Below are 26,954 nucleotides of genomic sequence, written 5' to 3'. Positions count from 1 at the left end.
CAATGCCAGCCAAATCGCCGGCAACGCCACCTAAACCAGAAGCGTGAATCCGGGTCGGACCTTAAAGTCTGACCCCCCAGCTCTTTGCTGTCGTTTTTTAACTACAAACGATCGTATTGAATTCAGAAAAACATCAAATATTTATGCCGCCATGCAGCATAAATCAGCGCGCAGTTTCGCCGCAACTACATGTTTTAGTTAGATAAACTCCCCAAATATTTGTATAAAAACAATGAAAAGTCTTTTTAAAATTTACATGTGCAATCGATTGCACATATTTATTTTTAATGAATAATGTCGGCGGCACCGACGTGCGCTACCAGCTCGATTCGGGCAACTGGACCGATCGCCTAAGCGGCGAGATGTGCAGCGGCAGCGTCACCTTGCAGCCGTGGGCGATGCTTTGGTTGGAGCTGGCCATGTAACCGTGGCGCGGCGGCATCAAGTCAACAAAAATAAATATGAGACTAATATGACTAAAAACTTACAAACGCCGGCACAGCGCAAAGTGCGACTAACGTTCTGGCAGATCGTCAACATGAACATGGGATTCTTCGGCATCCAGTTCAGCTTTGGGTTGCAGCAAAGCAGCATGAGCCCGATCTACGCATACCTCGGCGCCGACGAGGCGAGCCTGCCGTATCTGTGGCTGGCCGGGCCGCTGACGGGGCTGCTGGTGCAGCCGATGATCGGCGCGATGAGCGACCGCACCGTCACCCGCTGGGGGCGGCGCACGCCGTACTTCCTCATCGGCGCCATCCTGTGCAGCCTGGGCCTGCTGGCCATGCCGTTCAGCCCGACGCTATGGATGGCCGCGAGCCTGCTGTGGATACTCGACGCCTCCAACAACGTCACGATGGAACCGTACCGCGCCTTCGTCAGCGACAAGCTCGACAAATCGCAGCACTCGCTCGGCTTCCTGATGCAGAGCGCCTTCACCGGGCTGGGGCAGACGCTGGCCTACCTGGCGCCGACGCTGCTGGTGCTGATGGGGATGGACAAGGACGCCGTCAACGGCAGCCACATCCCGCACATCGTCATCGCCGCCTTCCTGGTCGGTGCGGTATTTTCGATCACCACTGTGCTGTGGACTCTCAAGACCACGCCCGAGTACCCCTTGAGCGCCTTGGAGCTTGTGGAGATCACCTCCCGGCCACCGGGCTGGCGCAACACCCTGGCCGACATCGCCCTGGCGGTGCGCGAAATGCCGGACACCATGAAACAACTGGCCTGGGTCAAACTGTTCCAGTGGTACGCCATGTTCTGCTACTGGCAATACATCATGCTCTCGTTGGCATCGAGCATGTACGGCACCGGCGACTCGACCTCGCAAGGCTTCCGCGACGCCGGCCTGCTCAACGGCCAGCTCGGCGCCTTTTACAATTTCATCGCCTTCGTGGGCGCCTTCGCCCTGGTGCCGTTCACCCGCCGCTACGGCCCCAAAAATATGCACAGCGTCTGCTTGGTGCTGGCCGGCGTGAGCATGCTCTGTATCCCGCTGATCCACAGCCAGGCGTTGATGTTCATCCCGATGGTCGGCATCGGCCTGGCGTGGGCCAGCATCATGGGCAACCCTTACGTCATGCTCGCCGGCAGCATTCCGCCGGCGCGTACCGGCGTCTACATGGGCATCTTCAACATGTTCATCGTCATCCCGATGATCATCCAGATCTTCACGCTGCCGCTGTACTATCACACCTGGCTCGGCGGCCACCCGGAAAACGTCATCCGACTGGCGGGCGCGCTGTTGCTGTGCGCGGCCGTGGCCGTCCTGTTCGTCAAAATCAAACCCCCGTCGAAGCCGTAACCGGGGGACGAGGTGGCCGCGCCGGAGTCGCTGGGCCAGCCGTGGCAGGTCGCAGACTCCGGAGTTGCTCTGCGTCGACCGCAAGGAAGCCGGTGCTTGCGGTACTGCCGCAGTGATCACCCCGATCGGTGGCATCAGCTACAATGACAAGCTGCACGTGTTCCACAGCGAAACCAAAGTCGGCCCGATCACCCAGAAGCTCTATAAAGAGCTGACTGGTGTACAGACCGGCGAGATCGAAGCGCCAGCAGGCTGGATCGTCAAGGTCTGATTTGACGGGGCCTGGCCCCAAGTGGCACATAACCCCATCCATCGCTTCAGCGGTGGATGGGTTTTTTTTTGTCGAAGGAGACGAGCATTTCGCTTTCCGGTCTATCTGGGCGAAGATCCAGTCAATAAAGACCTGATCTGTCCGTTGCCCGACCTGATCGACCAAGGCGTTCTGAAAACCACGCTGGGTGAGCATTTCGGCACCATCAATGCCGAAAAACTGCGCCGCGCCCATGCCCTGATCGAAAGCGGCAAGGCAACCGGCAAGCTCGTTCTCGAAGGGTTCTAACCTTTCCACATCATTCAACTGGCCTGCTTAGGCAGGCTAGGGAGCATTTTATGTCCATGAAAAACCACTTTTTCGGAACCACACTCACCATCGCCGTAGCCGCCGCGAGCCAGAACAGCTTCTCGGCCGATACTCAGCCGCTGCCTACCAATGCTCCAAAGGAGAAAACTGTCGGCCAACTGGAACAGGTGTTTACGTTCCGTGACGCGATACCAACTGGCGTCACGGTCACCTAAAACGGTCGCATCTTTGTTAACTACCCGAAATGGGGAGACGACGTGCCGTTCACAGTCGGTGAAATTCGCGATGGCAACGTTGTCGCTTATCCCGATGCGGCATTCAACAAAGAGGACGCAAAGAATCCAGCCAAAGGTCTGAGTGTTCAAAGTGTTGTTGCCGATGGTAAGGGGCGCGTGTGGCTGCTGGATACCGCAGCTCCTGGTTTCGCAGCGCCCAAACGGGGCGGCGCGAAACTGGTCGCGGTCGACCTGGCTAGTAACAAGATCGTCAAGATGCTGGTATTTCCGTCCAACGTGATTTTACCGACCACCTACGTCAACGATATGCGCTTCGACTTCCGCATTGGCAAGGAAGGGACGGTGTATGTCACCGACTCATCAGTGTCGGGCCCCGCGCGATCATTGTGATGGACATCGCCAGCGGCAAGGCCGTCCGGAGACTGCACGGCGCCAAATCAACGTCCCCGGATCCTGACTTCATCCCTGTGGTGGAGGGGCAGCAGGCGTTGATCACCAAGGGCCCAGACGGCAAGGCGAAAACAGCGATACAGCTGATCAGAGTGTTCTTCTACTGTTCCCTGACTAAAATTATCCACGCAGCTGTACCGGGCTTAATCCAAGGCGTTGCCTGAAAGTAGTTGCCATGTGCGCCTGGGAGTTAAAGCCGCAGGTGTGGGCGATCTCTGCCAGGCTTGCTGTCGAATCGCGTATCAGCGCGCGGGCCTTGGCAAGGCGTCGGTCGATCAGGTAACTGTGCGGGCTCTTGCCCGTCGCGCTCTTGAACGCTCGCATGAAATAACCTTCGGACAATCCAAGTAAGCCCGCCAATGCCGGTATGCCCAGCGGCCCGTCAAGGCCAGCGTCAATGAACTCATCGAGCAGACGCATTCGGCTGCCGGTGATAGAGCCTTGGGGTGGAGCCGAAAATGTTTGATCGCTCGTCATCCGTTCAGCCAATGCGAGTGCCCAGGCCTCCCAATCGTCCTGCACTGAGGCATGCAACAACGCGCCGCGCATTCGCAGGGCGAGGGTAATGGCCTGCTGATCAATGCGATTGTTGAATTCACTATCCCCGACCAACATATTCCCGTCGGTGCGCATTACCCGCAGGTATTCACCGCCCGTGAGTGACTCGGACAGCACGTCACAGCCAGTGGGGACGAACGCCAGACTGTTGGGCATGGCATCGAAGGGCAGCACTCGGTCGCTGCCAATGGCGTGAAGGCCTCGCTGGCGGTCGAAGGCAAAGCCAATCGCTGCCTGAGGCGCTACATACCGGGTCGCGTAGGCGGCGCCGGGTAGCAATTCAATCGTCCATGGCCCTGCCTCGACTCGACGGACCGGTTCGGGGCGGGGCGTTGGCTGAAGGCGGCTTCGACGGCTCATGAACGCCATAGTAGTGAAGCAGGGACACAAAAGTCAGGTCAGTTTTTTGAAAGCCTGCGTGATGCGCCCGTGTCTAGACTGGGCAAAACCTCAGGGAGACGACTCATGCACAGACTGACTCGCGACGATATCGAGCAAGCTGCTCACCACGTGTACCAAGTCATGCCCGCTACAGCTCAATACCCTTGGCCCTTGTTGGCTGAGCGGTTGGGTTGCACCGTTTGGGTCAAGCACGAAAACCACACACCTACAGGTGCTTTCAAGGTGCGTGGCGGCATTACCTTCATACACTGGCTAAAGCGCGAGCACCCGGGCATCAAGGGTATTGTCACCGCCACCCGCGGCAACCATGGGCAGAGCCTGGCGCTGGCAGCCGGCGCGCTGGGTTTGAGGGCGTTGATTGTAGTGCCGGAGGGTAACTCGGTAGAAAAGAACAATGCCATGCGCGCCTTTGGCGGTGAAGTGGTCGAGTGTGGCCGCGATTTTGATGAAGCCTGTGAAGAGGCCGCGCGCCTGGCGCAAGCGCATGACCTCTACGGCCTGGTCTTCGGTATCGGACTTTGGGGCGTCGTTAACCTTGGCATCAAGTCGGGTCTTTCCGCCGGCATCGCTTCGCTGGTGCTTCAATTCAGCGCGTTTTTCACCATCCTGCTGGGCTCATGGATATTCAAGGAAACGATTTCCCGCTTTCAGTACGCGGGCATGGGTCTCGCTCTGTGTGGTTTGCTGAGCATCATCTCCATCGTTGATGGGACAGTAACGACGGCCGGGCTGATTCTGGTGCTGCTGGGAGCGGTCGCCTGGAGTGCGGCCAACGTGATCAACAAAAAAGCCAAGACCACCCAGGTCTTCGCTTTCCTGGTGTGGTCCAGTGCGTTTTCGCCCATCCCTCTTTTCGTGCTTGATTACACTGTTAACGGCTCGACGGGTTACAGCGCATTGGTGAATCAACTCGACTACCGCGCCGTCCTGTCGATCCTGTTCCAGGTATACCCCAATACACTGTTCGGCTATTGGGTATGGAATTCACTGCTGAAACGATATCCAGTGTCTACAGTCGCGCCATTGTCGTTATTGGTGCCGGTATTCGGACTGCTCGGTTCAATCACGATTTTCAATGAGAACCTGTCAGTCAACAAAATGGTTGCAGTCGTTCTCATCGTGTCGGGTCTTGGCGTCGGCTTATACGGACAGCGCGTCCTCAGTGCAGTGCTCAAGCGTTCTGACCGATGCCCATCGTGATGTAACAGCACGAGCTGTAGACCTTCTGGACACTGCTGAAGCCTAGGGGTATCAGGGCGGGCACTGCGTGAGCTGTCTGCCCAGGCCTGAACTGACTTCGACGCGCCGCGGCTCCGAATCGAGAAGCCAGGAAAAATCTCTAGCCAACCTTCAATTGCCCAGTATGTTGCAGTTCAGCGCTCAGGGTGGTCACTGGCCCACTATCGCCCTCAATGCTGGAGTTCGAAATGGGCGCCTGGTGGGACACGGTATCAATCTTGTGCTCAGTGCCGAGGTCCCATGACACCCCCGTGTAGCTGCGCCAGAGCTCTGGCTCGTGAGACGTTTGTGTCGCCGCGAATGCGTAACTTTGTGTCACTGCGGCCAGCATCAGAGCACTTGCCAATGCAATGCATTTCATAGCGTTCTCCTTAAAAATGCGCGCGGCTTCAGCGTGGCTGAACGAGCAGCAGATCGCGTAGCGCTTCACCCACTCCGGCGGCGGATTGAGGGTTTTGTCCCGTGACGAGCCGACCATCGACCACCACCTTGGCAGTCCAGTTTGCTGCGCCGTGATGATGTGCACCACGCGCACTCAGGGTGCTGGCCAGCAAGAAAGGCACGATGTTGTCGAGCTTGACCGCACGTTCTTCGTCGTCGGTAAACGCACTGAGGTTTTTGCCGGCAATCAGGTAGCTGCCATCGCTGAGCGTCACGTTCACCAGTGCCGCGGGACCGTGACAGACCGCGGCCACTGCACCGCCGGCTTCGAAGAGGTCGCGGGTCATGCTTTGCACGGCAGGGCTAGTCGGGAAATCCCACATCGCACCGTGGCCGCCGGTAAAGAAGATAGCGGCGTACTTCGACGCATCCAGGGCGTCCAGGCGTTGTGTGTTGGCAATGGCGGCGCGAAAGCGGCTGTCGTTCCAGTAGCGTGCGTTGGTGGCATCATTCAGGTCGAGACCATCGACCGGAGGTTCGCCGCCCTGGATCGAGGCGAACTCGATTGTAAAGCCGGCCGCTTCGAGTACGGCAAGCGGGTGGGTGACTTCGCCGAGGTAAAAGCCAGTCGGCTCGCCACCATCGCCTTTGCTGGCGTGACTGGTGAGGACAATCAATAGTGGTTTGTGTTGGTTTGCGGATGAGGGCGTCATGATTTTTTCTCTAGAGTTCAAGCTGAAGGAGCAATGCCGGCGGTAGTGCCTACTGGCACAGTCGGGGAATTCGCTGGAGCGGCTGAGCCGGGTGCGAGGTTTCATTACAGTGCTCCAAATACCCGTCAAAAACCGGGGTCGGGGGAGGGCGCAGTGCTGCAGTCGTGTTATTTCAATCGATCGAGCAGTGCCTTGCCGACCTCAATGGCCGAGGCTGGATTCTGGCCAGTGATCAACTCACGATCGATGACCACATTAGGCGTCCAATTGGAAGTGTTGCTGCGGTACACCCCACCGGCTTGTTCCAGCGCGGTTTGCGGGTAGAACTTCATGACACCACCGTTGAGCAGACCTTTGGCTTCCTCCTCTTCCTTATTGCTGATAACGGTCATCTTGTAGCCCGCATAAATCCAGTCGACGCTGCCCCTCACCGGTTTCGCACTCCGGAGTTGGCGGGTGAAATTTTCGGCGTCAGGCAAGGTCGACAGCAGGGCGATCGGGCCATGGCAGACGAGTGCGGTGGTCTTGTCTTGTCCATGGAAATTCGCCAGCAAGCGACCCAGCGGACGGCTGTGGAGCAGATCCTGCATGGGGGCGTGACCGCCGGGAATGTAGACCGCATCAAAGTGCGCATAACCGATCTGCTCTACCCGAGAAAGGCTGATGACCGGTGACTGTTCCGGCAGGGTCAGTTTCAGTTGATCAAGCAAGTTCTTATAGGTCTGAAGCGCTGCCTCATCGTTGTTGAAGTACATTTTATCGATGGAGGTTTTGTCCACTGTCGGCGCGTTGCCGTTCGGGGTGGCAAAGGTGACGTTATGGCCAGCGTCGAGCAGCATCTTCACCGGTTGCAAAAGCTCGTTCAGGTAGAAACCGGTAGCAAAGACCTTGCCGTCCTTCAAATCGAGCTTCGCCGAATCGGAAAGCACCACAAGCACGTTGTCAGCGCTGGCTGCCAGGCTACTGCTGGCGAGGGCTATAGCCAATGCGATACGGGTCAGTTTTTTCATGTCGTGTCCAGAATTTATCGGGCGAACGGTTGCCGCCCCTGCCTGGATACTCTATTGATGTATGATACGGCGATAAACTATCCAAAATGGAATTCATTTGGACTCGGGAGGCAATAATGTCGCGTAGATTTGACCATCTTGGGGATGTGGAAGCCTTTATTCGCGTGGTGGAGCAGGGCACTGTCAGTGCTGCTGCCATCGCCCTGGCGACCACGCCTTCGGTGCTCAGCCGGGCGTTGACGAGGCTCGAGTCGCGCCTTGGCGTGCAATTGTTGCGACGTACTACCCGAAGGCTCAGCCTGACAGACGCCGGCAAGTTGTACCTGGAACAAACCCGTTTGGCCTTTTCACAGATTGAAGAAGCGGAGCGCAATATTTGCGGCCAGGAAGGCGAGTTGAGCGGGCGCGTTCGGATGAGCGTCCCAACGACTTACGGGCATCATCGTCTGCCACCGCTGCTCAGTGAGTTTGCCCGGCAATACCCGGCTGTGCGGGTGGAACTGAGCATCACCAACCGCAATGTCGACCTGGTCGCCGAAGGCTACGATCTGGCGATTCGTCTGGGGCAGTTGCCGGACAGTGGTCTGGTGGGCCGCAAACTGGAAGATGCGCGGCTTTGCCTCGTCGCGTCTCCTCAATACCTGGCTCGCGCCGGCATCCCTACGACGCTTGAGATGTTAGGCGAGCACGTTTGTCTGCCATTCATCATGCCCAGCAGCGGCAAGGTCGGATCGTGGTTGTTCTGTCTTGACGGGAAAAATATCGAATGGCTACCGCAAGCCAATGTGGAGGTTTCGGATGATGTCCTGGGGATCGTTTCGCTGGCGGAAAGCGGTTTGGGCATCTGCCAGACCTATGATTTCATCGTCCGGGACAAAATTCAGCGCGGGCAATTGGTGGAAATACTTGCGCAATTGAGTGGGCGCAGTCGGCCATTCTCGATTATTTACCCGCCTCACCGGCAATTGTCAGCCGTATCCCGGGCGCTGATCAAGTTCATCCTGGACAACACCCAAGCCTGAGCCGGGGCTATTCATACACTGCAATAGCGGGGTGGCGCATGAAGTCCCATGTTTCTGATCGAGATCAATTATGACGGTTTAGTGAGCCGCCGAAGTCTGAATTGCCCCTAATTTTCTAGACTCATTCGAATGTCTGCTTCTGGTCCAGAGTGTGTAAAAACGTTTTAGAGCAAATCTACCAGTCAGAATCGGAGCGAAAATCACGTTCCTACGTAAAATTCAGGTCTGGTAACTAACCAAACGCCAACAGCTTTTACGTAGCAACGCAGACTACAAAACGGTGCATGGGTTTTCACACAGCCTGGGCCGGTAGCTACCCGTCGCGACGTTCGTAGGTATGGCAAATGCAAAGACGTCGATCAAAGGTGACAAATGAAGTGGTGCATCATTGCTCCGCCCCTAGGATTTGAGATGGTGCCGCCACGACATGGAGATGCTCGACGATTGCCTGAAGCGCTTGCCGCAGGGTTTCGCCGCTAACGGGATCATTCGCTATGGCGACTGGATCGGTCTGCTTGCCCAGCAATTGTAGAGTGACGCAAGCATCATGGACGAGCGTTGCGGACATCGTTTCCAAGACCAGCTTCAAAGCGGCTTGGGCAGCAGATGCTCTAGGCGAGGTGTTGAAAAGTGCGACTGGCTTTCCGGGAAAATCCAGGCTTCCTACCAGCCAATCCAGCATGTTCTTGAAGGACCCTGGTATCCCGCGAGCGTATTCCGGGCAAGAAATCAGGAGGCCGTCTGCCTGACCCACTCGAGTGCGTAAATCAACGATGCTCTGGGGAAGGTTGACTTCGAGGTCCGGATTAAAGTGGGGCAGTTCGCCAATCTCATCGTAATGTTCGACTACAACGCCTGGCGGCACCAACAGGCCCGCCGCGATAAGTGTGTGCGTATTTGACGACGCAGTGCGTAGGCTGCCAGACAGGGAAAGAAGACGAAGCATCTTGATTGAACCGTGATCGATCGGGTGCGTAGTATCCCATGCCTGGCAGATATCCGGCCCTCTGCCATTTGCGCCGTGACTGATATCCAGGAGATGCGGCTGCTCCGCGGATCCTAAGGCGACATTCGCTGTAACGATGCGACAGTCAGCAACGGGTCGGATAGCGACCACCACGCTCTGTGACTGATCCACCCTTGTTCTCCCTCAACGTGGAGGACAAGCTATGAACACTATTGCTACATACAGCTATCAGTCTTGGAACAAGGGAAAGCTTGTTGGGCAGAAAGCCCCCCTCCGAGTCAGAGATATCTGGGCCATCCGGGTAAGACTTCAGCTCGCGGAGAAGACACGAGATTTGGCGCTCTTCAACTTCGCCATCGACAGCAAACTGCGTGCCTGTGACTTAACCAAGTTGCGAGTCCGAGACATAGCCCATGGGGAACATGTATCGTCACGGGCCATCGTGATGCAGCAGAAAACTTAGCGCCCAGTGCAATTTGAAATCACTGAGCAAACCCGAACGGTTCTGGAGGCTTGGATGCATCAAGCCCACCTCCGCAGCGAGGACTTCTTGTTTCCGACCCGGTTGCACGACTCAGACCATCTCTCCACCAGACAATACGCTCGAATAGTCAAAGCGTGGGTGACCGTCATTGGCCTTGACCCAACCATGTACGGTACTCACACACTACGGCGAACCAAGGCATCGCTGATCTATCGCAGGACGAAGAACCTGAGAGCTGTCCAGCTCCTGCTTGGTCATACGAAGCTTGAAAGCACCGTCAGATACCTGGGAATTGAGGTCGATGATGCCCTGGAAATGGCGGAACAGACGGAAGTCTGACCACCCACCGCGACGGTCTATTTTAGATCGTCGATGTCCGGCCATAAGCGGTCGCCCCAATCACACCACTCATACGGCCTGGAGAGAAATATCATTTTCTCGGACGAGTCGCTCAACGAAGAACTCCATATGCCCTCTGGGGACAGTCAGCAAAGGCCAAGTGTCGACCTTTAAAGCGATACCCTGAAATGCTTGGGCGCACTTGGAACGCGGAAAGTGTTCGTAGACTGCTCGCTGCTTCTGCACTGCCCTACGCGCACATTCATCGTACGGAACCGCTCCCACATACTGCAGGGATACGTCGAGGAAGTGATCGGTGATCTTGGTCAATTTAGCGAACAGGGCGCGACCTTCCTGCGGGCTCTGCGCCATATTGACCAGCACCCGGAAACGGTCCATTCCGTAATCACGATTAAGCAGTTTGATCAGTACATAGGCATCGGTGATCGAGGTTGGTTCATCGCAGACCACCAGCAGGACTTCGTGGGCCGCCCGGACGAGACTGACCACCGACGCGCCGATGCCTGCAGCTGTGTCAATCACCAGCACATCGAGACTGTCACCGATTTCACTGAATGCCTGGATCAGGCCGGCGTGCTGAGCCGGAGACAAATGCACCATGCTCTGGAGGCCTGAAGCCGCGGGGACGATCCGCACCCCACCCGGACCGCGCACAAGTACATCGGATAGCTCACAGCGACCTTCGATTAAATCGGCAAGCGTGTACTGCCGGGAGAGCCCCAACAGAACATCGATATTCGCCAAGCCAAGATCGCCATCAAGCAATACGACTCGCCTTCCAAGTTTCGCCAGCGCCAATGAAAGATTCACTGCCACAGTCGTCTTGCCGACGCCGCCCTTTCCACCAGTCACAGCGATAACTTGTACAGAACGCACACCATCCATGTTATTGATTCCCTTCCATGTGCAACAGGTGCGAGTAGTCGCTAGCTATTCCTAGATACGCAATGGTAGCTGAAAAGTTAGACTAATGGTCCCTGGCTGTATAACCGGATCACCAGAAACGCTGCAACCCACTACATTGCAATCACGCGAACCAGAACTGCCACTGCCACTGCCACTGCAACGATGCCTTTATCCGCCAAGGTACCGCCTATGCCGGATTCAGACCTACTCCCTTCCTGCTATTCAAGATCAACGAAAATCAACTCGCCCTGGAGGCTGCCATTATAGAGCCCCGCTTTGGGTCGAGCAGCGCGACGCGACCGAGGTTGTTGGAAATGTGCGCAGCACGCTGCAAACGATCGACAAAAATGAAGAATTCATCAAGATGACGCTCGCGATGCTCATGACCCCAGAGTGATCGCTCGCGGGCAGCAATCGGCCGGGGCTGTGTAAAACCGTTTTAGAGCGGGCTTGAGGGTTTGAATCGAAACAAAAATCCCATTCCTACGTTTTCTGCCCCTCATGACAGGCAGAAATCGGCCAAAAAGCTGCCGGTTACGTGTGAGGAACTAACAGATACAGCGCATCAAGCGATCCTCCTGAGCGTGAGCGCGGTGCGCGTGCAGCGGCACACGACTTCGCCAGTCTGCTTGGAGCCCAAAGGGTGGTATCCGTACCGCGATGCCGACCCGCAGCCCTAGGGTAAACAGGCGTTGACCCATACCCGACGGGCGCTTGACTTGTCACAACCGGGGACGGACTCCGCCACAGGCGAAGACCTCCCCGGAGCATGTGTAAAGCAACTTAGAGAAACGAAAGATCCAGCGGGTACGTAAAATTTGCCAACGCTTGGTAAGTCAGCAGACCTGAAATTTGCGTAGGAGCGCGACTTTCGTTCCGATTCTGACCGTCAAACTTGCTATAAAACGTTTTTACACAGCCTGGGTCGGTTGCAGCCCTTCGCGACAGGCAGCAATCGGCCCAGAGTGTGCAAAAACGTTTTTCAGCGAGATTGGTGAAAAATCAGGGCTGACAATCGCGCATCTACGTAAAATCCAGATCTGCCAACCAGCCCCCCGATAAACTTCAGATTTCACATAGAAGCGCAGACTTCAATTTTGACTAAGCGTTTTTACACACTTGGGCCAAAAGCGGTCTTTGAATCGTGTCTACAAACGTGGGGGCGACTCACTTTGGAGATGCGCTCTGTCTGAACACCGAGGCGCCGGGCTCACCGGCAAGCCAGCTCCAAAGAAAGCACGCGCCCTTGCGCAGTTGGCTCCACAATTAATCGTGTGAGGGTTAGTAGGTTTGCCCTATTGCTCGGTTGTAGCCATCAATCAACAGATCATAACGTTGTTGAGCGCGGCCAAAATCATCGCTTAATTGCTGGGGTGGGGCATTGCTTGCCCAGTGTTCATTGAGCACGTCCAACGCTTGCAGATAGTCGTCGGCGGGTTGTTTGACCTGTTTCCACAACTGTTGGATGTCTTGACTGACATAGTTCGCGCCAACGGTGTTCTCGCCCTTGCCCCAGGCCGACTTCAGCGCCTTGGTGATCTGCGCCAGCGTTTGAGGGTTCAGGGTTTGCGCGGCAACCCCATCGCTGAGCTGGGTCATGGCGTCCCGACTTTTCAGGATCAGGTCAGGCACAAAGGCCGCATTCAGCTTGCCTCGATCCCTCAGCTGTTGAAGCTGTAGCGAGCGGTTACGACGATCGGCATCATCCACTTCCTGGCGCATCTGTGATGAGATGGCCAGGAAGCCTTCCACTACGGGTACGAACTTGGCGTCACGCTCGGCCCGCTCCGCAGCAGTCGACGAGCGAGCATCCCAAGCCGGGTAGAAGTCGAACAGTTGGGTGGCGGAGTTCACTTCAAGCAATGCCCGCACATAGCGTTCGTGCAGGTCGGCCAGGCGCGGATTAGCTTCGCGCAGATCGGCTTGCTGTGAGCTGGTCAAAAGGCAGCGGTCGGAGCGCCGGGTTTCGTTGTCCAGGGTGCTGAGTTGGGGGCCTTTGCGCCGTTGATAGAGTTCGGGGAAGCGATCAATAAACTCTTTGCTGGTGTCATTGGCTTCCGGGCTGCGGGTGCGGTAGTTGAGATAGGCCAGACGCCAAGGGCTGTCGACGCGGTTAATGCAGTCGATCAGCGGGCGCAACGCCGAGGCGTGGGCTTGCTGCTCTGCGCCCGGGCGATGCAGCCACCCGTTGAAGGTGGATAGCAAATTGATATTAGTGAGCAGGCCGAGGACGCATACCGCCAAGGGAATGCACAGGCACAGTGTGATCAGGGTTTGGCGGTTCATGGGGTGTTTTGTCCGTTGCCGGTGTGGCCGTACCACTGCGCTTGGGTTATGGGGATCTGGCAACCTTCGGCACTTTCGCGCAAACCTGCACAGGGGCGTATGGCAAAGGGTTGCAGGCCCTGGTCCCGGTTGACCAACTGGCTATTGCCGTAAAACAGCACGCCGGTTACCGCCAGTATGACCACGCCCATCAGGATGCTGGAGAGCATGACTGAAGGTTTGCTTGGCAGACGAATCTTGTTGGTCAGGGACTTGAACAGGGCTTTGCCTGGCAGCCGGCTCAGCTCGCCGAGCGTCAGTAGCATCACACCATAACCGAGCACCCCGTAAGTGCCGCACGCCGCCCAGACCAACAGCCCCATCACCCAGCACGGCAGGATTTGCCGTAATAACATGGGCGCGGGGCGTCGAAAACTCAGCCACGGCGAAAGACGTTGGCTCAAGCGATCATCCAGGCGCCAATAACGATCCGCCACCGGCAGCCATAACCACAGGAACACGACCGTGGGAATGGCCATCATTGCCATCCAAAAAAGCGCCGCGCCCAGGCTTGATGCCATGGTGTGGATGCCGGTCAATTGCTCACCGACCATTCGTCCGATGCCCATGCCGACCAACGCGGCATACATCGGCCAGGTACTGCCGGTGCCTTCCAGGGCACGCCAGAAATAGGGATCGCCGTCTGGCATTTCGCGGCACAGCTGCGGATATTGGCTGAGGATGCGTTCGCTCAGAAAGTGGCAGGCGTTCCAGTCGGCTTCCATGAAGCGCCGGGCCAGAAGCTGTCGCTGCTCGGGCGTCAGCGGCGCGAACAGCATTTTGGCGGCGCGGCATTGCGGGTTGCGCAGGTCAAGCTTGGCCAGCCGCCGTTGCTCGATGATGAACCCGTGGCGATGGCTACGTTCCAGCAACTGCTCCCACTCGGGGTAAGGGCAGCGGTTATGGGAGCCGGTGCTTTTCCAGCCCAACTGGTCGCAGACGGTTTCGAACAATTCATCGGACCAGAACCAGCTCGAGAGCAAGGTGCGCGCGAGCATGTCATTGAACCAGTCCTGGCGCTCCAGCGGCCTAAGCCATTCGGCTTTGCTCAGGACAAGGAAGGTAGTGGTAAAAGCCTGGGCTTCACCTTTATCCAGGAGTCGCTCCAGGGTGGCTTCAGTGTTCATGAATACCCGAGCCAGCAACTGCTCGAGAGCCTGGGCGGGCAGGGCGGGGTGTTCGTCGCGCATCCACAGGCTAAGCCAGTGAAAGTGTTTCAACCCCCATTGGCTCAGTTCTATTGCCTGCGCATTATCGTCCAGGCACAGGCTCAACAGATGGATTTCAAACTCATCTGCGCAGTAACAGCTTTTGGCCTGTTGGTAGCGATCAGCCAAGCCATCGACGCTGGCGTTTTCCAAAAGCTGCGCGGCCAACTGCTGGCCGATACTAGGGCAGGTTGCGGCTTGCGGTAACTCGAAAGGTTGCAGTGTTTCCACGGACGCCGCTTCAGGCGCTTCGATGACGGTGAACACCTCATCAACGCGCCAGTCCAGCGCTTGTTCGAAGGCTTCGCGCAAACGCTGGAAGCCTTCGGGGTCCTCGTCGGGGCGATGCTGCTTGAGCATCGACGCGTATTGACGCTTGATCGTACGGATATCGCTAGCTGGCGAGAGCCCGAGAAACTCCCAGCAACTCATCGCCAGAGACCCTGCTCTAATTCATCCAGATGACGAGTCATTAGCACGCGACTTTCACGGATCTGGCGCTCATCCTGGCTTTCCAGAATGTGCTGGAAGTGGCTGGCCATCTGGTCCAGTTGTTGGCGTAGATCGCCCAGGCTCTCCTGGTACAAACGCTCAAGCCTTGCGATCAGCAAACTGTTGACCTGCTGCTCCCGAGGGTGGATTTTCAGGTCGGCCAACTCAGCTAAGCGAGCCTGGATTTGTTCGGGTTCAAGCACGCCAGGGTTATTTTCGATGACCAGGTTGCGGGTCTCTCCGGTTGACGGAATGTGTACCTGAGCCTCCAGCAAACCGTTGTTGTCGTAGGTAAAGCGCACGTCCAGCCCGATGTGCCCGGCCGGTGCGGGAGGCACGTCAATTTCCATTTCACCGAGGAACACGTTGTCTTTGACCCAGCGGCTTTCACCTTGATAGACCTTCAACTGCACCTGCTTTTGCCGGTCATGCAAGGTCGACACCGATTTGACCTTGCTCACCGGCACCACAGTGTTGCGCTCGATAATCGGTAAGAAGTGCCCGGTCTCGATCCCGTTGCCGAAGTTGTTGGCGGTTTCGATCCCTAAGGTGTAGGGGCAAACATCGGTCAACACCACTTCTTCCAGTGCCGCATCCCGTGCCTTGAGTGCAGCCTGTACCGCAGCCCCAAGTGCAATCGACTGATCGGGGTCGAGCTGGATCGAAGGAAAACGTCCGAACAGTCCGGCAACCATTCGGCGGATCATTGGCATGCGCGTGGTGCCGCCCACCAACAGCACTTCATCGAGCTCCGAAGGGCGAATACGCGCATCGCGCAAGGCAGTTTCAATTGGTGTGCGCAAGCGGGTCAGCAAAGGTATATAAAGCTCGGCCAATTGCGTCTGGGTGAAGGTCTGGGACCATTCTTGTGTACCATGGCGCAGGCTGAAAACCGCAGTTTCCTGGTTGCCCAGGGCGTGACGCACCCGCTCGGCTTCGCGGCGCAGGTGATAGGCGATGTTGGGGGTGTCGAGCTTGGGCATGCTCGCAGCGCTGGCCTGGCCAGATAAAAAAGTTTGGACCAGCAACGTGTCAAAGTCTTCTCCCCCGAGGAAGTTATCGCCGGCACTGGCGCGCACTTCCATTACACCGTCAAACAACTCCAGAATCGACACGTCGAAGGTACCGCCGCCCAAGTCGAAGACCAGGAATGAACTTGCGCTATCGCGCTGGTGTAAGCCGTAGGCCAGCGCGGCTGCCGTGGGCTCATTGATCAACCGCTCAACCTTGAGACCGGCCAGCTCACCGGCAATTTTCGTGGCTTTGCGCTGGGCATCGCTAAAGTACGCCGGCACACTGATCACGGCCTCGGTGACGGCTTCACCATAGCGACGTTCGACGTCTTCCTTGAGGCTGCGCAACACCAACGCTGAGAGTTCCTCTGGACGGAACAGCTTTTCCCCTAGGCGCACTTCCTGGGCGCTGCCCATGTGGCGCTTGAACAGCGAGGCGGTTTGTTTGGGATGGGTTTGCAAGCGCTCCTTGGCTGCCTGGCCTACCAGAATCCGGCCTTTGTCATCTAGCCCCACGACACTGGGGGTCAGGAGTTGATCCAGGGCATTGCTGACCAAGTGCGACTCGCCATCGCGCCACACGGCGATCAAGCTGTTGGTGGTGCCCAAGTCAATACCGACGAACATCGTGCGCGCAACTCCATGTAGGAAAAGTCAGGGAACAAGAATACCGGAATGTCACAGGATCAAGGCAACCGATCGAGGTCGATTCCCAGTGATGAGCTATCGACTTGGGCGTTTCCACCGGCCAGGTTGATTTGTATATTCAGACGCTCGATGTTCAGTATTTGCGTACTTGCGAGATCGTCAGCGGTCATGGCTTTTTTGAGCTCAGAACGGTGTGCTGGGCGCGTGATGGGTACCGATGATTTTCATGACCCGTTTCAAGTTGTAGGCGAGCACATTCAAGCTCATCTCCGCGCTCACCCCGGCCAGCTTTCGCGTCAGGAAGGTTGCACCAATTCATGCACGGCACTCATGCAGACCGCTAACGTTCCTGCACGATAGCTGGCTGATTCCATTCTTAATGAAAAGAATTCCAATCGAAGTGAAAACTCATGGCAGGGTTCGCGACTAGGGTAGGGCCCATGCCCGCGCTTGCCAAGGGGCGCTGCACATTTGGATCAATAAGTTGTCAGTTACGGTCATTGAGTGACAGCAGTGCGACTCTTAGTCTGTCGAACATGACTGACGGGGCCGAAGAGCTCCTGCATTTTTTCCGTGATCGCTCGTTGTGGAGTTACCGATGGCCGCCGCTCATTACCCGCACCTGTTGGCCCCGCTGGACCTGGGTTTTACCACGTTGCGCAACCGCACCCTGATGGGCTCGATGCACACGGGCCTCGAGGAAAAGCCCGGCGGTTTCGAGCGCATGGCTGCGTATTTCGCCGAGCGTGCCCGTGGCGGCGTTGGCCTGATGGTCACCGGCGGTATTGGCCCGAACGATGAGGGCGGGGTTTACTCCGGCGCGGCCAAACTGACCACCGAGGAAGAAGCGCTCAAGCACCTGATCGTCACCCGAGCGGTGCACGAGGCGGGCGGCAAGATCTGCATGCAGATTCTTCATGCCGGTCGTTATGCCTATAGCCCGAAACAAGTGGCACCGAGCGCGATCCAGGCGCCGATCAACCCGTTCAAGCCTAAAGAGCTGGACGAGGAAGGCATCGAGAAGCAGATCAGCGATTTCATCACTTGCTCGACCCTGGCGCAAAAAGCCGAGTACGACGGCGTCGAGATCATGGGCTCCGAAGGTTATTTCATTAACCAATTCCTCGCTGCCCACACCAACCATCGCACTGACCGCTGGGGCGGCGCTTACGAAAACCGCATGCGCCTGCCGGTGGAAATCGTTCGCCGGGTGCGCGAAGCGGTCGGCCCGAACTTCATCATTATCTTCCGCCTGTCGATGCTCGACCTGGTGGAAGGCGGCAGCAGTTGGGAAGAAATCGTGCAATTGGCCAAGGCCATCGAGCAGGCGGGTGCGACGATTATCAACACCGGCATCGGCTGGCACGAAGCACGGATTCCGACCATCGCCACCAAGGTGCCTCGTGCGGCGTTCAGCAAGGTCACGGCCAAGCTGCGTGGGGAGGTAGGAATTCCGCTGATCACCACTAACCGCATCAATACCCCGGAAGTCGCCGAGCAGATTCTGGCCGAAGGCGATGCCGACATGGTGTCCATGGCGCGCCCGTTCCTCGCCGACCCGGATTTCGTCAACAAGGCTGCGGCCGGTCGTGGCGATGAAATCAACACCTGCATCGGTTGCAACCAGGCGTGCCTGGATCACACCTTTGGCGGCAAGTTGACCAGCTGCCTGGTGAACCCGCGAGCCTGCCACGAAACCGAACTCAATTACCTGCCGGTGCAGCAGATCAAAAAAATCGCCGTGGTCGGTGCCGGCCCTGCCGGTCTGTCCGCCGCGACCGTGGCTGCTGAACGTGGCCATCAGGTGACCCTGTTCGATTCGGCCAGCGAAATCGGCGGCCAGTTCAACATCGCCAAGCGCGTGCCGGGCAAGGAAGAGTTCTTCGAAACCCTGCGCTACTTCAACCGCAAGTTGCAGACCACCAACGTCGAGCTGTGCCTGAACACCCGTGTGGATGTGGCGCAGCTGGTCGAGGGCGGTTACGACGAGATCATCCTGGCGACCGGCATCGCGCCACGGGTGCCGGCGATTCCGGGCGTCGAGCACGCCAAGGTGCTGAGCTACCTGGACGTGATCCTGGAGCGCAAACCGGTGGGCAAGCGCGTCGCGGTGATCGGCGCCGGCGGTATCGGTTTCGACGTGTCGGAATTCCTCGTTCACGAGGGTGTGGCCACCAGTCAGGACCGCGAAGCGTTCTGGAAGGAGTGGGGCATCGATACACACCTCGAAGCGCGCGGTGGCGTTGCTGGGATCAAGGCTGAACCGCATGCACCAGCCCGTGAAGTGTTCCTGCTGCAACGCAAGACATCCAAGGTCGGCGATGGCCTGGGCAAGACCACCGGCTGGATTCACCGCACCGGTCTGAAGAACAAGCAGGTGCAGATGCTCAACAGTGTCGAATACCTGAAGATCGACGACGAAGGCCTGCACATCCGTATCGGTGAAAGCGGCGAACCGCAGGTGCTGCCGGTGGACAACATCGTGATCTGCGCCGGACAGGATCCGTTGCGTGAGTTGCAGGAAGGTCTGGTCGCTGCCGGGCAGAACGTGCACTTGATTGGCGGCGCGGACGTGGCGGCAGAGCTGGATGCCAAGCGCGCGATCAATCAGGGTTCGCGGTTGGCGGCTGAGTTGTAATCCGCATAACTCTGTGGCGAGGGAGCTTGCTCCCGCTGGAGGCCGAAGGACTCCCTCTATCAGCGATGATGTAGTGTCAGGTTAATCAACGTCGCTGATTCTGTGGCTGCTGTGCAGCCAAGCGGGAGCAAGCTCCCTCGCCACAAGTCTGCTGTTAACATATCGGCTCTTTATCCCGAGCCGGCATCAATGCTTTCCCCACCAAACTGGCTACCCCAAGCCCCCCTCGAACCCCTTCATCTCGACTGGCTCACCACCGCCGGCATCGAAGTAGCAATCCTGCGTCTGGACCAGATCGACCCACTGATCAGCGGCAACAAATGGTTCAAACTCATCGAACACCTGAAAGCCGCCGACCAGACCGGCGCCCAAGGCATCATCAGCCTGGGCGGTGCTCATTCCAACCATCTCCATGCATTGGCCGCAGCGGGCAAACGTTTCGGTTTCACCACGGTCGGCCTGCTGCGCGGGCATCCGCAAGACACCCCGACGGTGAAGGACTTGCAAGCGTTCGGCATGCACTTGCATTGGTTGGGTTATGGCGGTTATCGAGCGCGACACGAACCGGGTTTCTGGCAGCCATGGCGGGAGCAATACCCTGCGCTACATCCAGTACCGGAAGGTGGTGGCGGCTTGCTTGGGGCGAAGGGCTGCGGGCAATTGATGACTCTGGCGTGCGAGCAACTGAGCGGTCTGGGCTGGAGCCACTACGACGGTTGGTGGCTGGCTTGCGGAACGGGCACGACCCTGGCCGGTCTGGTTCTGGCCGAGGCGGGTGAGCATCCGGTGTATGGCGCGCTGGCGGTGCCTGACGATCATGGCGTGGCGCAGCAGGTTGAGATGATTGTGCAGGAAGCCGGTCTGATCGATCCCGTGTATGAACTGCTGGACGCCAGCCGTGGCGGTTTTGCCAAAGTCGATCCGCCGTTGCTTGCGTTCATCGAGCAGGCCGAACAGGCCAGCGGCATTCCCCTCGAACCGTTGTACACCGGCAAAGCGCTGCTTGCGCTCAAACAACAAGCCGAGGCGGGTAAATTTACCCGGGGCACGCGGCTGATCTTCATCCACACCGGCGGCTTGCAGGGCCGCCGGGGTTTCAGTTCACGGAGAGAAGGGTAAGAAATTTGAGCGACGAAAATCCTGTGGGAGCGTGGCTTGCCCGCGAAAAATGCACCGCGGTTTTTCAGGGTATTACGCGTCATCGTTCTTCGCGGGCAAGCCACGCTCCCACAGGTTCTGCGTCTTGACTTACCAGCATCAGGACGAGCCCCTTACCACAGGGATCAGTGGTTTCGGTAGCCGAGCTCAACCGCGCTTGGGCATCATCCGCAGCAAGGTGTTATCGCGCACCACATAATGGTGATAAAGCCCAGCCACGGCGTGCAGGCCGATCAGCCAATAGCCGATTGTCCCGCCGAGCACATGCCAGCCCTCAAGCTGCTTGGCCAGCGGTTTGTTTTCTTCGATCAGCAACGGCAGATCGATGCCATAGAACATCACCTGATGCCCCTCGGCGCTAGTAATCAGCCAGCCCAGAATCGGCATGGTGATCATGAAAATATACAGCGCCCAATGCATCAGTTTGGCGAGCAGGGTTTGCCAACGAGGCGAGGCGGGGAAGATTTGCGGCGCCGGCCCCAGGCTGCGAGCGAACAGCCGCAGCCAGACCAGCACGAACACGGTCAAGCCGAGCATGAAGTGCGCTTCCTTGATCAGCGTCCGGCCGCCACTGCCTTTGGGGAATATCCCGCGCAATTCGATGCAGGCATAAACCACTATTAGCAGAACCAGCATCAACCAGTGCAGCGCGATCGATACGGTGCTGTAGCGTGATTCGGAATTCTTCCAGGGCATACAGTGTTTCCTCACAGGTCTGGTCTGAAGTCACCGTTCTTGTTCGACGGCGTGGGTTAACTGTAATCCTGTTTGGGGGATTTGCCTCAGATCAATGGGCTGTTCAATGCTCTGAATCAAGTAATCGGCCACAAAAAAGCGCCAGTTCCGTTAAAGGTACTGGCGCTTTTTCGTGAGGAGCGCGCCGAGGATCACGGGCATCGGCCACGGCACCTCGACGTGCGGCTAGCGAAGTTTGCCGCGGCGGTGGGCAAGGCCGACAAGGGATGAGGCTCAGGGGGCGAGATCCGAGCGGTTGACCAGCCAATCGAGCAACAGACGGCCATCGCGACGTGGCTCGGGAGCGGGGCGGGAAGGCTGGGGATGGCCCATGCCGGCACACAAAACCGGCCGGTCCGGGTCGCTGTCGAGAAAGCTGACCAACACCTCGGTGCCGGCCATGGGCAATCTGGACGGATCGATCCGGCCGTCCGGCGTTGCGAGGGCGACCGGTAGCCAGAGACCGGCGGATTCATCCGCCTCGAACGCCGGTGTCGGCCATAGCCTGATCTGTATCCGGCCCTGATCATCGAGCGCTGCCGGTTGCCCGATGGGGCCCGGCACTCGGGCGGTCTGATAGCCCGGAATGCTCGGCCTGGCTTGTTTGAGCGCCGGCCTGAACACCGTTGACCAGGGAATGGCAGTGAACTGATTGCTGTAGCGCCGGGCACTGCCGGGCTGGTCCTCGGCGAGAATCGACGGCTGCTGTCCTTGGTGCCGGATGTCGGTGAGCAGCCACTGATCGTTGAAACTCGAGAGCGGGTGCTGCGCCACTTGCAGGATCCGTCCGCTGCTCAGTTCGCTCTGGTTGCTTTGGCCGTGGATCTGCCGTTGCTGGCAACGCAGGCGTTCCAGCCGTCGGCGGCTGAGCTGGTCGAGATGCCGCTGTTCGGGCGCGGGGCGTGCCGTCATCGGCCCCGTTCTGGTGGGCGGGTGGTTGGCCGCTCCGTCGCCGATCACCTGCGCGCCGCGGTTTTTGACCTCCCATCGCGCAGGGACGAGGTCCGGGTCATGGCACTGGAACAGTTCGCTGATCACCGGCAAGGCGGAGTCGTTGAATGCGTCGTCATGGAACGGCATCAGCAGCGGCTCTTGAGGGAAACTCAGGCTGTCATCGGCCAGCACCAGCAGGTGCCCGTCATGCTGATGTTCGAAGTGATAGTGGATGCCTTCTTCCTCACACAACCGCTGCATGAAGGCCAGATCGCTCTCATCGTACTGAATGCAAAAAGGTCGGGGCGGGTAACACCCGTTTGCCAGTTCAAAGCGGTAGCTGTGCTCGGGCAGCTGATGCTCCTCCAGCAACTGGCGCACGATCGCGGGCACGCTGAGACGATGAAACACCCGACGCGAGCTGTGCAGGTGAAGTTGTTGAAGATGGGGCGTCAATACCAGGGAGTAGCCGACCCGGTGCGGGCCGCGATACTCGCGGCGGACGCTGTGGATCACGCCGTGAATGCCGTTGTCCCCCGCCAACCGCAAAAACGCCGGTTGTTGCAGCCATTGGTCGGGGTGCATCGCCGGGGCGAGGCCGATCACGTCGATGTCGAATCGATAGGGCTGGTTGAGACCTTCACGGCCACTGAACTGCAACACCTGCAGACTCAAATCGCCGTCGAGGAGTGTCAGGGTGAAGGGGCTTTCCTTGTCGTTGTGCATCGAACGCGCTTCTGCCAGGGAGGATGGGCGCAGAGGGTACGAAACCACAGCCCTGAAGCGTCACCGCAAATCGACTTTTCAGAATCGCCCTACAAACACTGGTGAAGATGTCGATTCGTCACGGGGTGAATATCTTGGATTTTTTGGTCGATTGGCATCTTTAGGCCGTATAAACTTGCGCCATGCGTCGGCCAATAGATGTCTCGGCGCCACAGATCAAGAGAGTGAGTAATGGGCGCACAGTGGAAGGTTAAACACAAAGAAGCGGCATCTAACGCCAAGGGCAAGATCTTCGGCAAACTGGTGAAAGAAATCACCATCGCTGCCCGCAACGGTGCCGATACCGCCACCAACGCACACCTGCGTCTGGTGGTCGAACAGGCCAAGAAAGCCTCGATGCCCAAGGAAACCCTGGATCGCGCGATCAAGAAAGGCGCGGGCCTGTTGGGCGAAACCGTGCAATACCATCGCGTGACCTATGAAGGCTTCGCACCGCACCAGGTGCCGCTGATCGTTGAATGCGTGACCGACAACATCAACCGCACCGTTGCTGAAATCCGCGTCGCGTTCCGTAAGGGCCAGTTGGGCGCTTCCGGTTCGGTGGCCTGGGACTTCAACCACGTCGGCATGATCGAGGCGTCCCCAGACAGCCCTGACGCCGATCCGGAAATGGCTGCGATCGAAGCCGGCGCCCAGGATTTCGAACCGGGTGAAGACGGCGCGACGCTGTTCCTGACCGAACCTGCGGACCTGGATGCGGTACAGAAAGCGCTGCCAGAGCAGGGTTTCACCGTGTTGTCGGCCAAGTTGGGTTACCAGCCGAAGAACCCGGTCAGCGGCCTGAGCGATGAGCAGATGGCGGAAGTCGAAGCGTTCCTCGAAGGCCTCGATAACCATGATGACGTGCAGGACATGTTTGTCGGGTTGGCGGGTTAAGCCGTTCCGACAGTTTGTGATCTGACTTGTGGCGGGGGAGCTTGCCTGTGGCGAGGGGGCTTGCCCCCGTTCGGTTGCGCAGCAGCCGTCGCTTTTGGGGTCGCTTCGCAACCCAACGGGGGCAAGCCCCCTCGCCACAGGTTCTGTCTTTGCGGTCAGAAACTATTCAATTCCCGCACAACCTCGCTGAACCCCGGCCGCGCCAGCACATCCGGCTGACAGCAGCGCTGTTGCAATGCCTCTAACGCCTCACGCCCTTCATCGCTCAGCCCCGAGTCGATCCGCGCCAGCAATTCCCCCAGCAGCACCCCGAACGCCCGCACCTCGATCCGCTGCAGTGCGCGGCTTTCAAGGCTGTCCGAAGTGGCATGAAAAGACGCGGCCCCAAAGTCTCCCAACAGACAGTCACCGTGCTCGTTCCACAGAATGTTGTGACCATAGAGGTCGCCGTGAGTGATGCCTTGGCGGTGCAGATGTTCGGCCACTGAAGCAATGCCACTGGCGATGCGCAGTGCCACGCCAGCGCTGAACCGGGTGTCGTCGGCGTAGACATCGCGGGTACAGGACGCCAGGCTCGGCAACCCGGCCAGGTTGCGGTAACTCGGATCGATCAGTTGCATCACCAACCCGGCCTGCGCCTGCGGATGGCCGACGATTCGCCCCTCGACCCGGATCAGGTTGGGGTGGATGCCTGCGGTGATGCAGGCGTTCATTTCGTGCAGCGGCGAGCCGTCGCTGGTCATTTCACCTTTGTAGAGTTTCACCGCGACCTGTTTCGTCTGCTCCCACAACGCCTGATGAATAACCCCCGACGCGCCTTCGCCGAGTTTTTTCTCCAGGCTCAGTTGGGACCAGGGAATGCTCGCTGTGGCTTCGAGGGCGGCGGCATCGGCTTCGGTTTCCAGCGGGTTACCGGCGTACGCCAGCCAAGTCAGGCTCGGCAGGGTCAGCAGCCACTCCGCAAGCTCGGTGAGCTGATTGGCGGCGATGCGGATCAGTTCGAGTCGATGGCAATGGCTCAGGCTTTCGGGGAGACGCTGTAACCGGTTGCCGGCGAGCATGAGCTTTTGCAGATGCGGGCGTTCACCCAGTTCGGTCGGCAGATCCGTGAGGAGGTTGTCGGTCAGGATCAGCCAACGCAACAGCGGCGGCAGGGCTGCGCCCGGTACGTTTTTGATGGCGTTGGCCTTGAAGCCGATCATCGTCAGCGCGGTGCACTGGCCAAGGCAAGCGGGCAGTTCGGTGAACTGATTGTCCGAGCAGAACAGCACGCGCAAACGGGTCAGGCGGTGCAAGTCGTCCGGCAGGCTGCGCAAGGCGTTGCCGCTGAGGTTGAGTACTTCGAGCGAGTCCGCCAGGTCGAAGATTTCCCGGGGGAACTCGGTCAGGCCGCAAGACAGATCCAGACGGGTGATGCCCGACAGTTGGCCGGCGCGCAGTTGTGCGAGGGTATCCATGGGCAGGTTCGCTATTGATCAGGAGGAGGGCGTTGGGGCCTGGAAATGGGCGACATGATAGCGGGAAAGTTGTGTTATCTGTCAGGCCGCCATCGCGAGCAGGCTCGCTCCCACACGGATCTCCATGGTCGCGGATTTTGTAGCCACTGGAGATCCAATGTGGGAGCGAGCCTGCTCGCGATGAGGCCGATGCTGCACCACAAACCCTGCGGTCAAGCCAGACCCCTGACCTCCACCAACTGCCCCAACCGACTGCGCGTGCGCGCCAGGTCGATAGCATCACCACCCAGGCTTTCGCGCAATGACTGGTGACCGAGCAAAATCAGGTGCTTGTCCTGGTCGTACAAGACGTCGATCAGGTTGATGAAGCGCTGTTGGGCGGCGATTGAACAGTCGGCGAGGCTGGGCAGTTTGTCGATGATCCAGCGGTCGAACCGTCGGCACAGTTCGAGGTAGTCCATGACCGCAGTGGGGTGTTCGCACAGGTCGGCGAAGGTGAAACCGACGCTTCGCCCTTCACAGTATCGGGCTTGCAGGTGCCGTGTCCCGACGGGCAGTTGGATAACCGGTGCGTCGTGTTCGAGCAGTTGCAACACCTGACGCTGCGCCGCCGTGGCCGGCCAGACGTACTGGCCTTGGGTGAACAGCTGCTGTGCGTGGGGGCGCGCCTGACTGCGGTAATCGTGGGGGCCGCCGACTTCCATCACCTGCATGCGCGTATTGATCAGGTCGATCACCGGTTTGAAACGGGCGTGGTAAAGCGGGTTGGGCAGCAAACATTCCGGGGGGTAGTTGGAGGTCACCAGCAGCACAATCCCCCGGCGAAACAGCGCCTTGAACAGCCGCGTGATGAGCATCGCATCGCCGATGTCATGCACGTGGAACTCATCGAAACACAGCACCCTGCAGTCTTGCAGCAGTTCGTCGAGGGTGACCGCCAGCGCATCGGGCTGATCGCGATGGCTGAACATGCCTTGGTGCAGTTGCGCAAAAAACTCATGGAAGTGCAGGCGCTGTTTTTCCACGATGGGGATGCCCTGGAAAAAACCGTCGAGCAGCCAGCTCTTGCCGCGCCCGACTGCACCATAGAGGTAAAGACCGGGGAGTGTAGGGGCTGATGCGCCCAGCAGCGCCGAAGCGTGCTGTGCCATGCAATCGATCACTCGCTGCTGGCTGTGGCTGAGGGTGTAGCCCTGGGCATGGGCCTTGTGGTGGAAGTAGTCGTGGATCACCCGGCCCTGTGCGCTGCCACTGGCCGGCGCCGCAAATGCCTTGCCGAACAAACGGCGTAGCGCGGGCCAGCGTGGTGTGAGTCGCGGACGGTTGGGCGGTCGAACGGCCACTGTGATGTCACCCCGTAGTCTTAAGGCCGGCTCCCAGGCTGCGGCGGCGTAGTGTAACCAGATGGGGAATTTTCCATCCACTGGTGTCGACGAAGCTACTCTGGTGAGGGAGCTTTTGTGGCGAGGGAAATTGCCTGTGGCGAGGGAGCTTGCTCCCGTTGAACTGCGCAGCAGTTCCTTTTTTGGGGCCGCTTCGCAGCCCAACGGGAGCAAGCTCCCTCGCCACA

General features: G+C 58.4%; 20 protein-coding genes and 5 pseudogenes. 13 read left to right on the top strand and 12 right to left on the bottom strand.

Features of this window, described 5'->3' with window-relative positions; genetic code table 11:
- Window positions 1-287 precede the first annotated feature (287 nt).
- From ACZ3HH_RS28680 to ACZ3HH_RS28660, 5 genes and pseudogenes are all read left to right on the top strand, one after another.
- A complete protein-coding gene (locus ACZ3HH_RS28680; protein ID WP_223430934.1) occupies window positions 288-425 on the top strand; it encodes a hypothetical protein in 138 nt (45 codons plus the stop codon).
- Between the two features lie 47 nt (window positions 426-472).
- The gene (locus tag ACZ3HH_RS28675) at window positions 473-1,807 is read left to right on the top strand and encodes an MFS transporter (protein WP_465809777.1); all 1,335 of its coding nucleotides are present in this window, start codon (window positions 473-475) and stop codon (window positions 1,805-1,807) included.
- A gap of 82 nt (window positions 1,808-1,889) precedes the next feature.
- A pseudogene (locus tag ACZ3HH_RS28670) lies at window positions 1,890-2,078 on the top strand (branched chain amino acid aminotransferase); the annotation flags it as partial.
- A gap of 21 nt (window positions 2,079-2,099) precedes the next feature.
- On the top strand, window positions 2,100-2,366 hold the full coding sequence (locus ACZ3HH_RS28665) for a zinc-binding dehydrogenase (protein ID WP_465809775.1): 267 nt from the start codon (window positions 2,100-2,102) through the stop codon (window positions 2,364-2,366).
- A gap of 50 nt (window positions 2,367-2,416) precedes the next feature.
- Window positions 2,417-3,144 (top strand): annotated as a pseudogene (locus ACZ3HH_RS28660) (L-dopachrome tautomerase-related protein); the annotation flags it as partial.
- Window positions 3,145-3,193: 49 nt separating this feature from the next.
- On the opposite strand, the gene ACZ3HH_RS28655 reads toward ACZ3HH_RS28660, so the two are convergent.
- A complete protein-coding gene (locus tag ACZ3HH_RS28655) occupies window positions 3,194-3,991 on the bottom strand; it encodes a helix-turn-helix transcriptional regulator (protein ID WP_465809773.1) in 798 nt (265 codons plus the stop codon).
- Window positions 3,992-4,096: 105 nt separating this feature from the next.
- Between ACZ3HH_RS28655 and ACZ3HH_RS28650 the strand changes: the two genes are divergently transcribed.
- The gene (locus ACZ3HH_RS28650) at window positions 4,097-5,233 is read left to right on the top strand and encodes a pyridoxal-phosphate dependent enzyme (protein ID WP_465809771.1); all 1,137 of its coding nucleotides are present in this window, start codon (window positions 4,097-4,099) and stop codon (window positions 5,231-5,233) included.
- Window positions 5,234-5,661: 428 nt separating this feature from the next.
- Here the strand turns inward: ACZ3HH_RS28650 and ACZ3HH_RS28645 are convergent, their stop codons facing one another.
- Window positions 5,662-6,366: a type 1 glutamine amidotransferase domain-containing protein gene (locus tag ACZ3HH_RS28645; RefSeq protein WP_465809769.1), complete on the bottom strand. Its 705-nt coding sequence runs from the start codon at window positions 6,364-6,366 to the stop codon at window positions 5,662-5,664.
- Window positions 6,367-6,533: 167 nt separating this feature from the next.
- The gene (locus ACZ3HH_RS28640; protein ID WP_465809767.1) at window positions 6,534-7,376 is read right to left on the bottom strand and encodes a type 1 glutamine amidotransferase domain-containing protein; all 843 of its coding nucleotides are present in this window, start codon (window positions 7,374-7,376) and stop codon (window positions 6,534-6,536) included.
- Window positions 7,377-7,492: 116 nt separating this feature from the next.
- Between ACZ3HH_RS28640 and ACZ3HH_RS28635 the strand changes: the two genes are divergently transcribed.
- Window positions 7,493-8,398 (top strand): LysR substrate-binding domain-containing protein, encoded by a 906-nt coding sequence (locus ACZ3HH_RS28635; RefSeq protein WP_465809765.1) that lies wholly within the window; start codon window positions 7,493-7,495, stop codon window positions 8,396-8,398.
- Window positions 8,399-8,783: 385 nt separating this feature from the next.
- On the opposite strand, the gene ACZ3HH_RS28630 is transcribed toward ACZ3HH_RS28635, so the two are convergent.
- Window positions 8,784-9,344, bottom strand: coding sequence for an NADPH-dependent FMN reductase (locus ACZ3HH_RS28630; RefSeq protein ID WP_465809763.1), 561 nt, complete (start codon window positions 9,342-9,344; stop codon window positions 8,784-8,786).
- Window positions 9,345-9,567: 223 nt separating this feature from the next.
- On the opposite strand from ACZ3HH_RS28630, the pseudogene ACZ3HH_RS28625 reads away from it, so the two are divergent.
- Window positions 9,568-10,188, top strand: a pseudogene (locus ACZ3HH_RS28625) (tyrosine-type recombinase/integrase).
- A gap of 69 nt (window positions 10,189-10,257) precedes the next feature.
- Here ACZ3HH_RS28625 and ACZ3HH_RS28620 read toward each other — a convergent pair.
- Window positions 10,258-11,094, bottom strand: coding sequence for a MinD/ParA family protein (locus ACZ3HH_RS28620; RefSeq protein ID WP_465809761.1), 837 nt, complete (start codon window positions 11,092-11,094; stop codon window positions 10,258-10,260).
- A gap of 210 nt (window positions 11,095-11,304) precedes the next feature.
- Here ACZ3HH_RS28620 and ACZ3HH_RS28615 point away from each other — a divergent pair.
- A pseudogene (locus ACZ3HH_RS28615) lies at window positions 11,305-11,512 on the top strand (hypothetical protein).
- Between the two features lie 884 nt (window positions 11,513-12,396).
- Here the strand turns inward: ACZ3HH_RS28615 and ACZ3HH_RS28610 are convergent.
- From ACZ3HH_RS28610 to ACZ3HH_RS28600, 3 genes are read right to left on the bottom strand one after another with little or no spacing between them, the layout of a single operon-like run.
- Window positions 12,397-13,401, bottom strand: a complete 1,005-nt coding sequence (locus ACZ3HH_RS28610) for a DUF3829 domain-containing protein (RefSeq protein WP_465809759.1) — start codon at window positions 13,399-13,401, stop codon at window positions 12,397-12,399.
- Window positions 13,398-15,080 (bottom strand): J domain-containing protein, encoded by a 1,683-nt coding sequence (locus ACZ3HH_RS28605; protein WP_465809757.1) that lies wholly within the window; start codon window positions 15,078-15,080, stop codon window positions 13,398-13,400. Before ACZ3HH_RS28605 ends, ACZ3HH_RS28610 begins: the two co-directional genes overlap by 4 nt.
- Window positions 15,077-16,780 (bottom strand): molecular chaperone HscC, encoded by a 1,704-nt coding sequence (locus ACZ3HH_RS28600; protein ID WP_465809755.1) that lies wholly within the window; start codon window positions 16,778-16,780, stop codon window positions 15,077-15,079. The genes ACZ3HH_RS28605 and ACZ3HH_RS28600 overlap by 4 nt, the downstream gene beginning before the upstream one ends.
- Window positions 16,781-17,399: 619 nt before the next feature.
- On the opposite strand from ACZ3HH_RS28600, the gene ACZ3HH_RS28595 reads away from it, so the two are divergent.
- Both ACZ3HH_RS28595 and ACZ3HH_RS28590 read left to right on the top strand, forming a co-directional pair.
- On the top strand, window positions 17,400-19,439 hold the full coding sequence (locus ACZ3HH_RS28595; RefSeq protein ID WP_465809753.1) for a 2,4-dienoyl-CoA reductase FMN-binding domain-containing protein: 2,040 nt from the start codon (window positions 17,400-17,402) through the stop codon (window positions 19,437-19,439).
- Between the two features lie 189 nt (window positions 19,440-19,628).
- Window positions 19,629-20,558 carry a 1-aminocyclopropane-1-carboxylate deaminase/D-cysteine desulfhydrase gene (locus ACZ3HH_RS28590; protein WP_465809751.1) on the top strand — a complete coding sequence of 310 codons (930 nt, stop codon included), beginning with the start codon at window positions 19,629-19,631 and terminating at the stop codon, window positions 20,556-20,558.
- A gap of 186 nt (window positions 20,559-20,744) precedes the next feature.
- Here ACZ3HH_RS28590 and ACZ3HH_RS28585 read toward each other — a convergent pair whose 3' ends face one another.
- Window positions 20,745-21,293 (bottom strand): cytochrome b, encoded by a 549-nt coding sequence (locus ACZ3HH_RS28585; RefSeq protein WP_038982411.1) that lies wholly within the window; start codon window positions 21,291-21,293, stop codon window positions 20,745-20,747.
- Window positions 21,294-21,455: 162 nt separating this feature from the next.
- On the opposite strand from ACZ3HH_RS28585, the pseudogene ACZ3HH_RS28580 reads away from it, so the two are divergent.
- Window positions 21,456-21,563, top strand: a pseudogene (locus tag ACZ3HH_RS28580) (hypothetical protein); the annotation flags it as partial.
- Between the two features lie 3 nt (window positions 21,564-21,566).
- Here the strand turns inward: ACZ3HH_RS28580 and ACZ3HH_RS28575 are convergent.
- Window positions 21,567-22,991: a type VI secretion system Vgr family protein gene (locus ACZ3HH_RS28575; protein WP_465809749.1), complete on the bottom strand. Its 1,425-nt coding sequence runs from the start codon at window positions 22,989-22,991 to the stop codon at window positions 21,567-21,569.
- A 231-nt stretch (window positions 22,992-23,222) separates the two neighbouring features.
- Between ACZ3HH_RS28575 and ACZ3HH_RS28570 the strand changes: the two genes are divergently transcribed.
- Entirely contained in the window at window positions 23,223-23,927 is a 705-nt protein-coding gene (locus ACZ3HH_RS28570; RefSeq protein ID WP_052967776.1) for a YebC/PmpR family DNA-binding transcriptional regulator, read from the top strand.
- Between the two features lie 155 nt (window positions 23,928-24,082).
- Here ACZ3HH_RS28570 and ACZ3HH_RS28565 read toward each other — a convergent pair whose 3' ends face one another.
- Window positions 24,083-25,384: a leucine-rich repeat-containing protein kinase family protein gene (locus ACZ3HH_RS28565; protein WP_465809747.1), complete on the bottom strand. Its 1,302-nt coding sequence runs from the start codon at window positions 25,382-25,384 to the stop codon at window positions 24,083-24,085.
- A gap of 212 nt (window positions 25,385-25,596) precedes the next feature.
- Window positions 25,597-26,727: a cell division protein ZapE gene (gene zapE, locus ACZ3HH_RS28560; protein WP_465809745.1), complete on the bottom strand. Its 1,131-nt coding sequence runs from the start codon at window positions 26,725-26,727 to the stop codon at window positions 25,597-25,599.
- Window positions 26,728-26,954 lie beyond the last annotated feature (227 nt).

This window comes from Pseudomonas sp. PME37.24/025, assembly GCF_055556615.1.
The sequence above is the reverse complement of the archived record's forward strand: the minus strand, read 5'-3'. Positions and strand labels throughout refer to the sequence as shown.

Bases quoted from the DNA above. Each gene is read 5' to 3' on its own strand.
- ACZ3HH_RS28605 (WP_465809757.1), bottom strand. From the start codon at position 15,080: ATGAGTTGCTGGGAGTTTCTCGGGCTCTCGCCAGCTAGCGATATCCGT.
- ACZ3HH_RS28630 (WP_465809763.1), bottom strand. From the start codon at position 9,344: ATGCTTCGTCTTCTTTCCCTGTCTGGCAGCCTACGCACTGCGTCGTCA.
- ACZ3HH_RS28680 (WP_223430934.1), top strand. From the start codon at position 288: ATGAATAATGTCGGCGGCACCGACGTGCGCTACCAGCTCGATTCGGGC.
- ACZ3HH_RS28565 (WP_465809747.1), bottom strand. From the start codon at position 25,384: ATGGATACCCTCGCACAACTGCGCGCCGGCCAACTGTCGGGCATCACC.
- ACZ3HH_RS28575 (WP_465809749.1), bottom strand. From the start codon at position 22,991: ATGCACAACGACAAGGAAAGCCCCTTCACCCTGACACTCCTCGACGGC.
- ACZ3HH_RS28650 (WP_465809771.1), top strand. From the start codon at position 4,097: ATGCACAGACTGACTCGCGACGATATCGAGCAAGCTGCTCACCACGTG.
- ACZ3HH_RS28595 (WP_465809753.1), top strand. From the start codon at position 17,400: ATGGCCGCCGCTCATTACCCGCACCTGTTGGCCCCGCTGGACCTGGGT.
- ACZ3HH_RS28635 (WP_465809765.1), top strand. From the start codon at position 7,493: ATGTCGCGTAGATTTGACCATCTTGGGGATGTGGAAGCCTTTATTCGC.
- ACZ3HH_RS28570 (WP_052967776.1), top strand. From the start codon at position 23,223: ATGGGCGCACAGTGGAAGGTTAAACACAAAGAAGCGGCATCTAACGCC.
- ACZ3HH_RS28655 (WP_465809773.1), bottom strand. From the start codon at position 3,991: ATGAGCCGTCGAAGCCGCCTTCAGCCAACGCCCCGCCCCGAACCGGTC.
- ACZ3HH_RS28645 (WP_465809769.1), bottom strand. From the start codon at position 6,366: ATGACGCCCTCATCCGCAAACCAACACAAACCACTATTGATTGTCCTC.
- ACZ3HH_RS28600 (WP_465809755.1), bottom strand. From the start codon at position 16,780: ATGTTCGTCGGTATTGACTTGGGCACCACCAACAGCTTGATCGCCGTG.
- ACZ3HH_RS28675 (WP_465809777.1), top strand. From the start codon at position 473: ATGACTAAAAACTTACAAACGCCGGCACAGCGCAAAGTGCGACTAACG.
- ACZ3HH_RS28610 (WP_465809759.1), bottom strand. From the start codon at position 13,401: ATGAACCGCCAAACCCTGATCACACTGTGCCTGTGCATTCCCTTGGCG.
- ACZ3HH_RS28590 (WP_465809751.1), top strand. From the start codon at position 19,629: ATGCTTTCCCCACCAAACTGGCTACCCCAAGCCCCCCTCGAACCCCTT.
- ACZ3HH_RS28585 (WP_038982411.1), bottom strand. From the start codon at position 21,293: ATGCCCTGGAAGAATTCCGAATCACGCTACAGCACCGTATCGATCGCG.
- ACZ3HH_RS28620 (WP_465809761.1), bottom strand. From the start codon at position 11,094: ATGGATGGTGTGCGTTCTGTACAAGTTATCGCTGTGACTGGTGGAAAG.
- ACZ3HH_RS28640 (WP_465809767.1), bottom strand. From the start codon at position 7,376: ATGAAAAAACTGACCCGTATCGCATTGGCTATAGCCCTCGCCAGCAGT.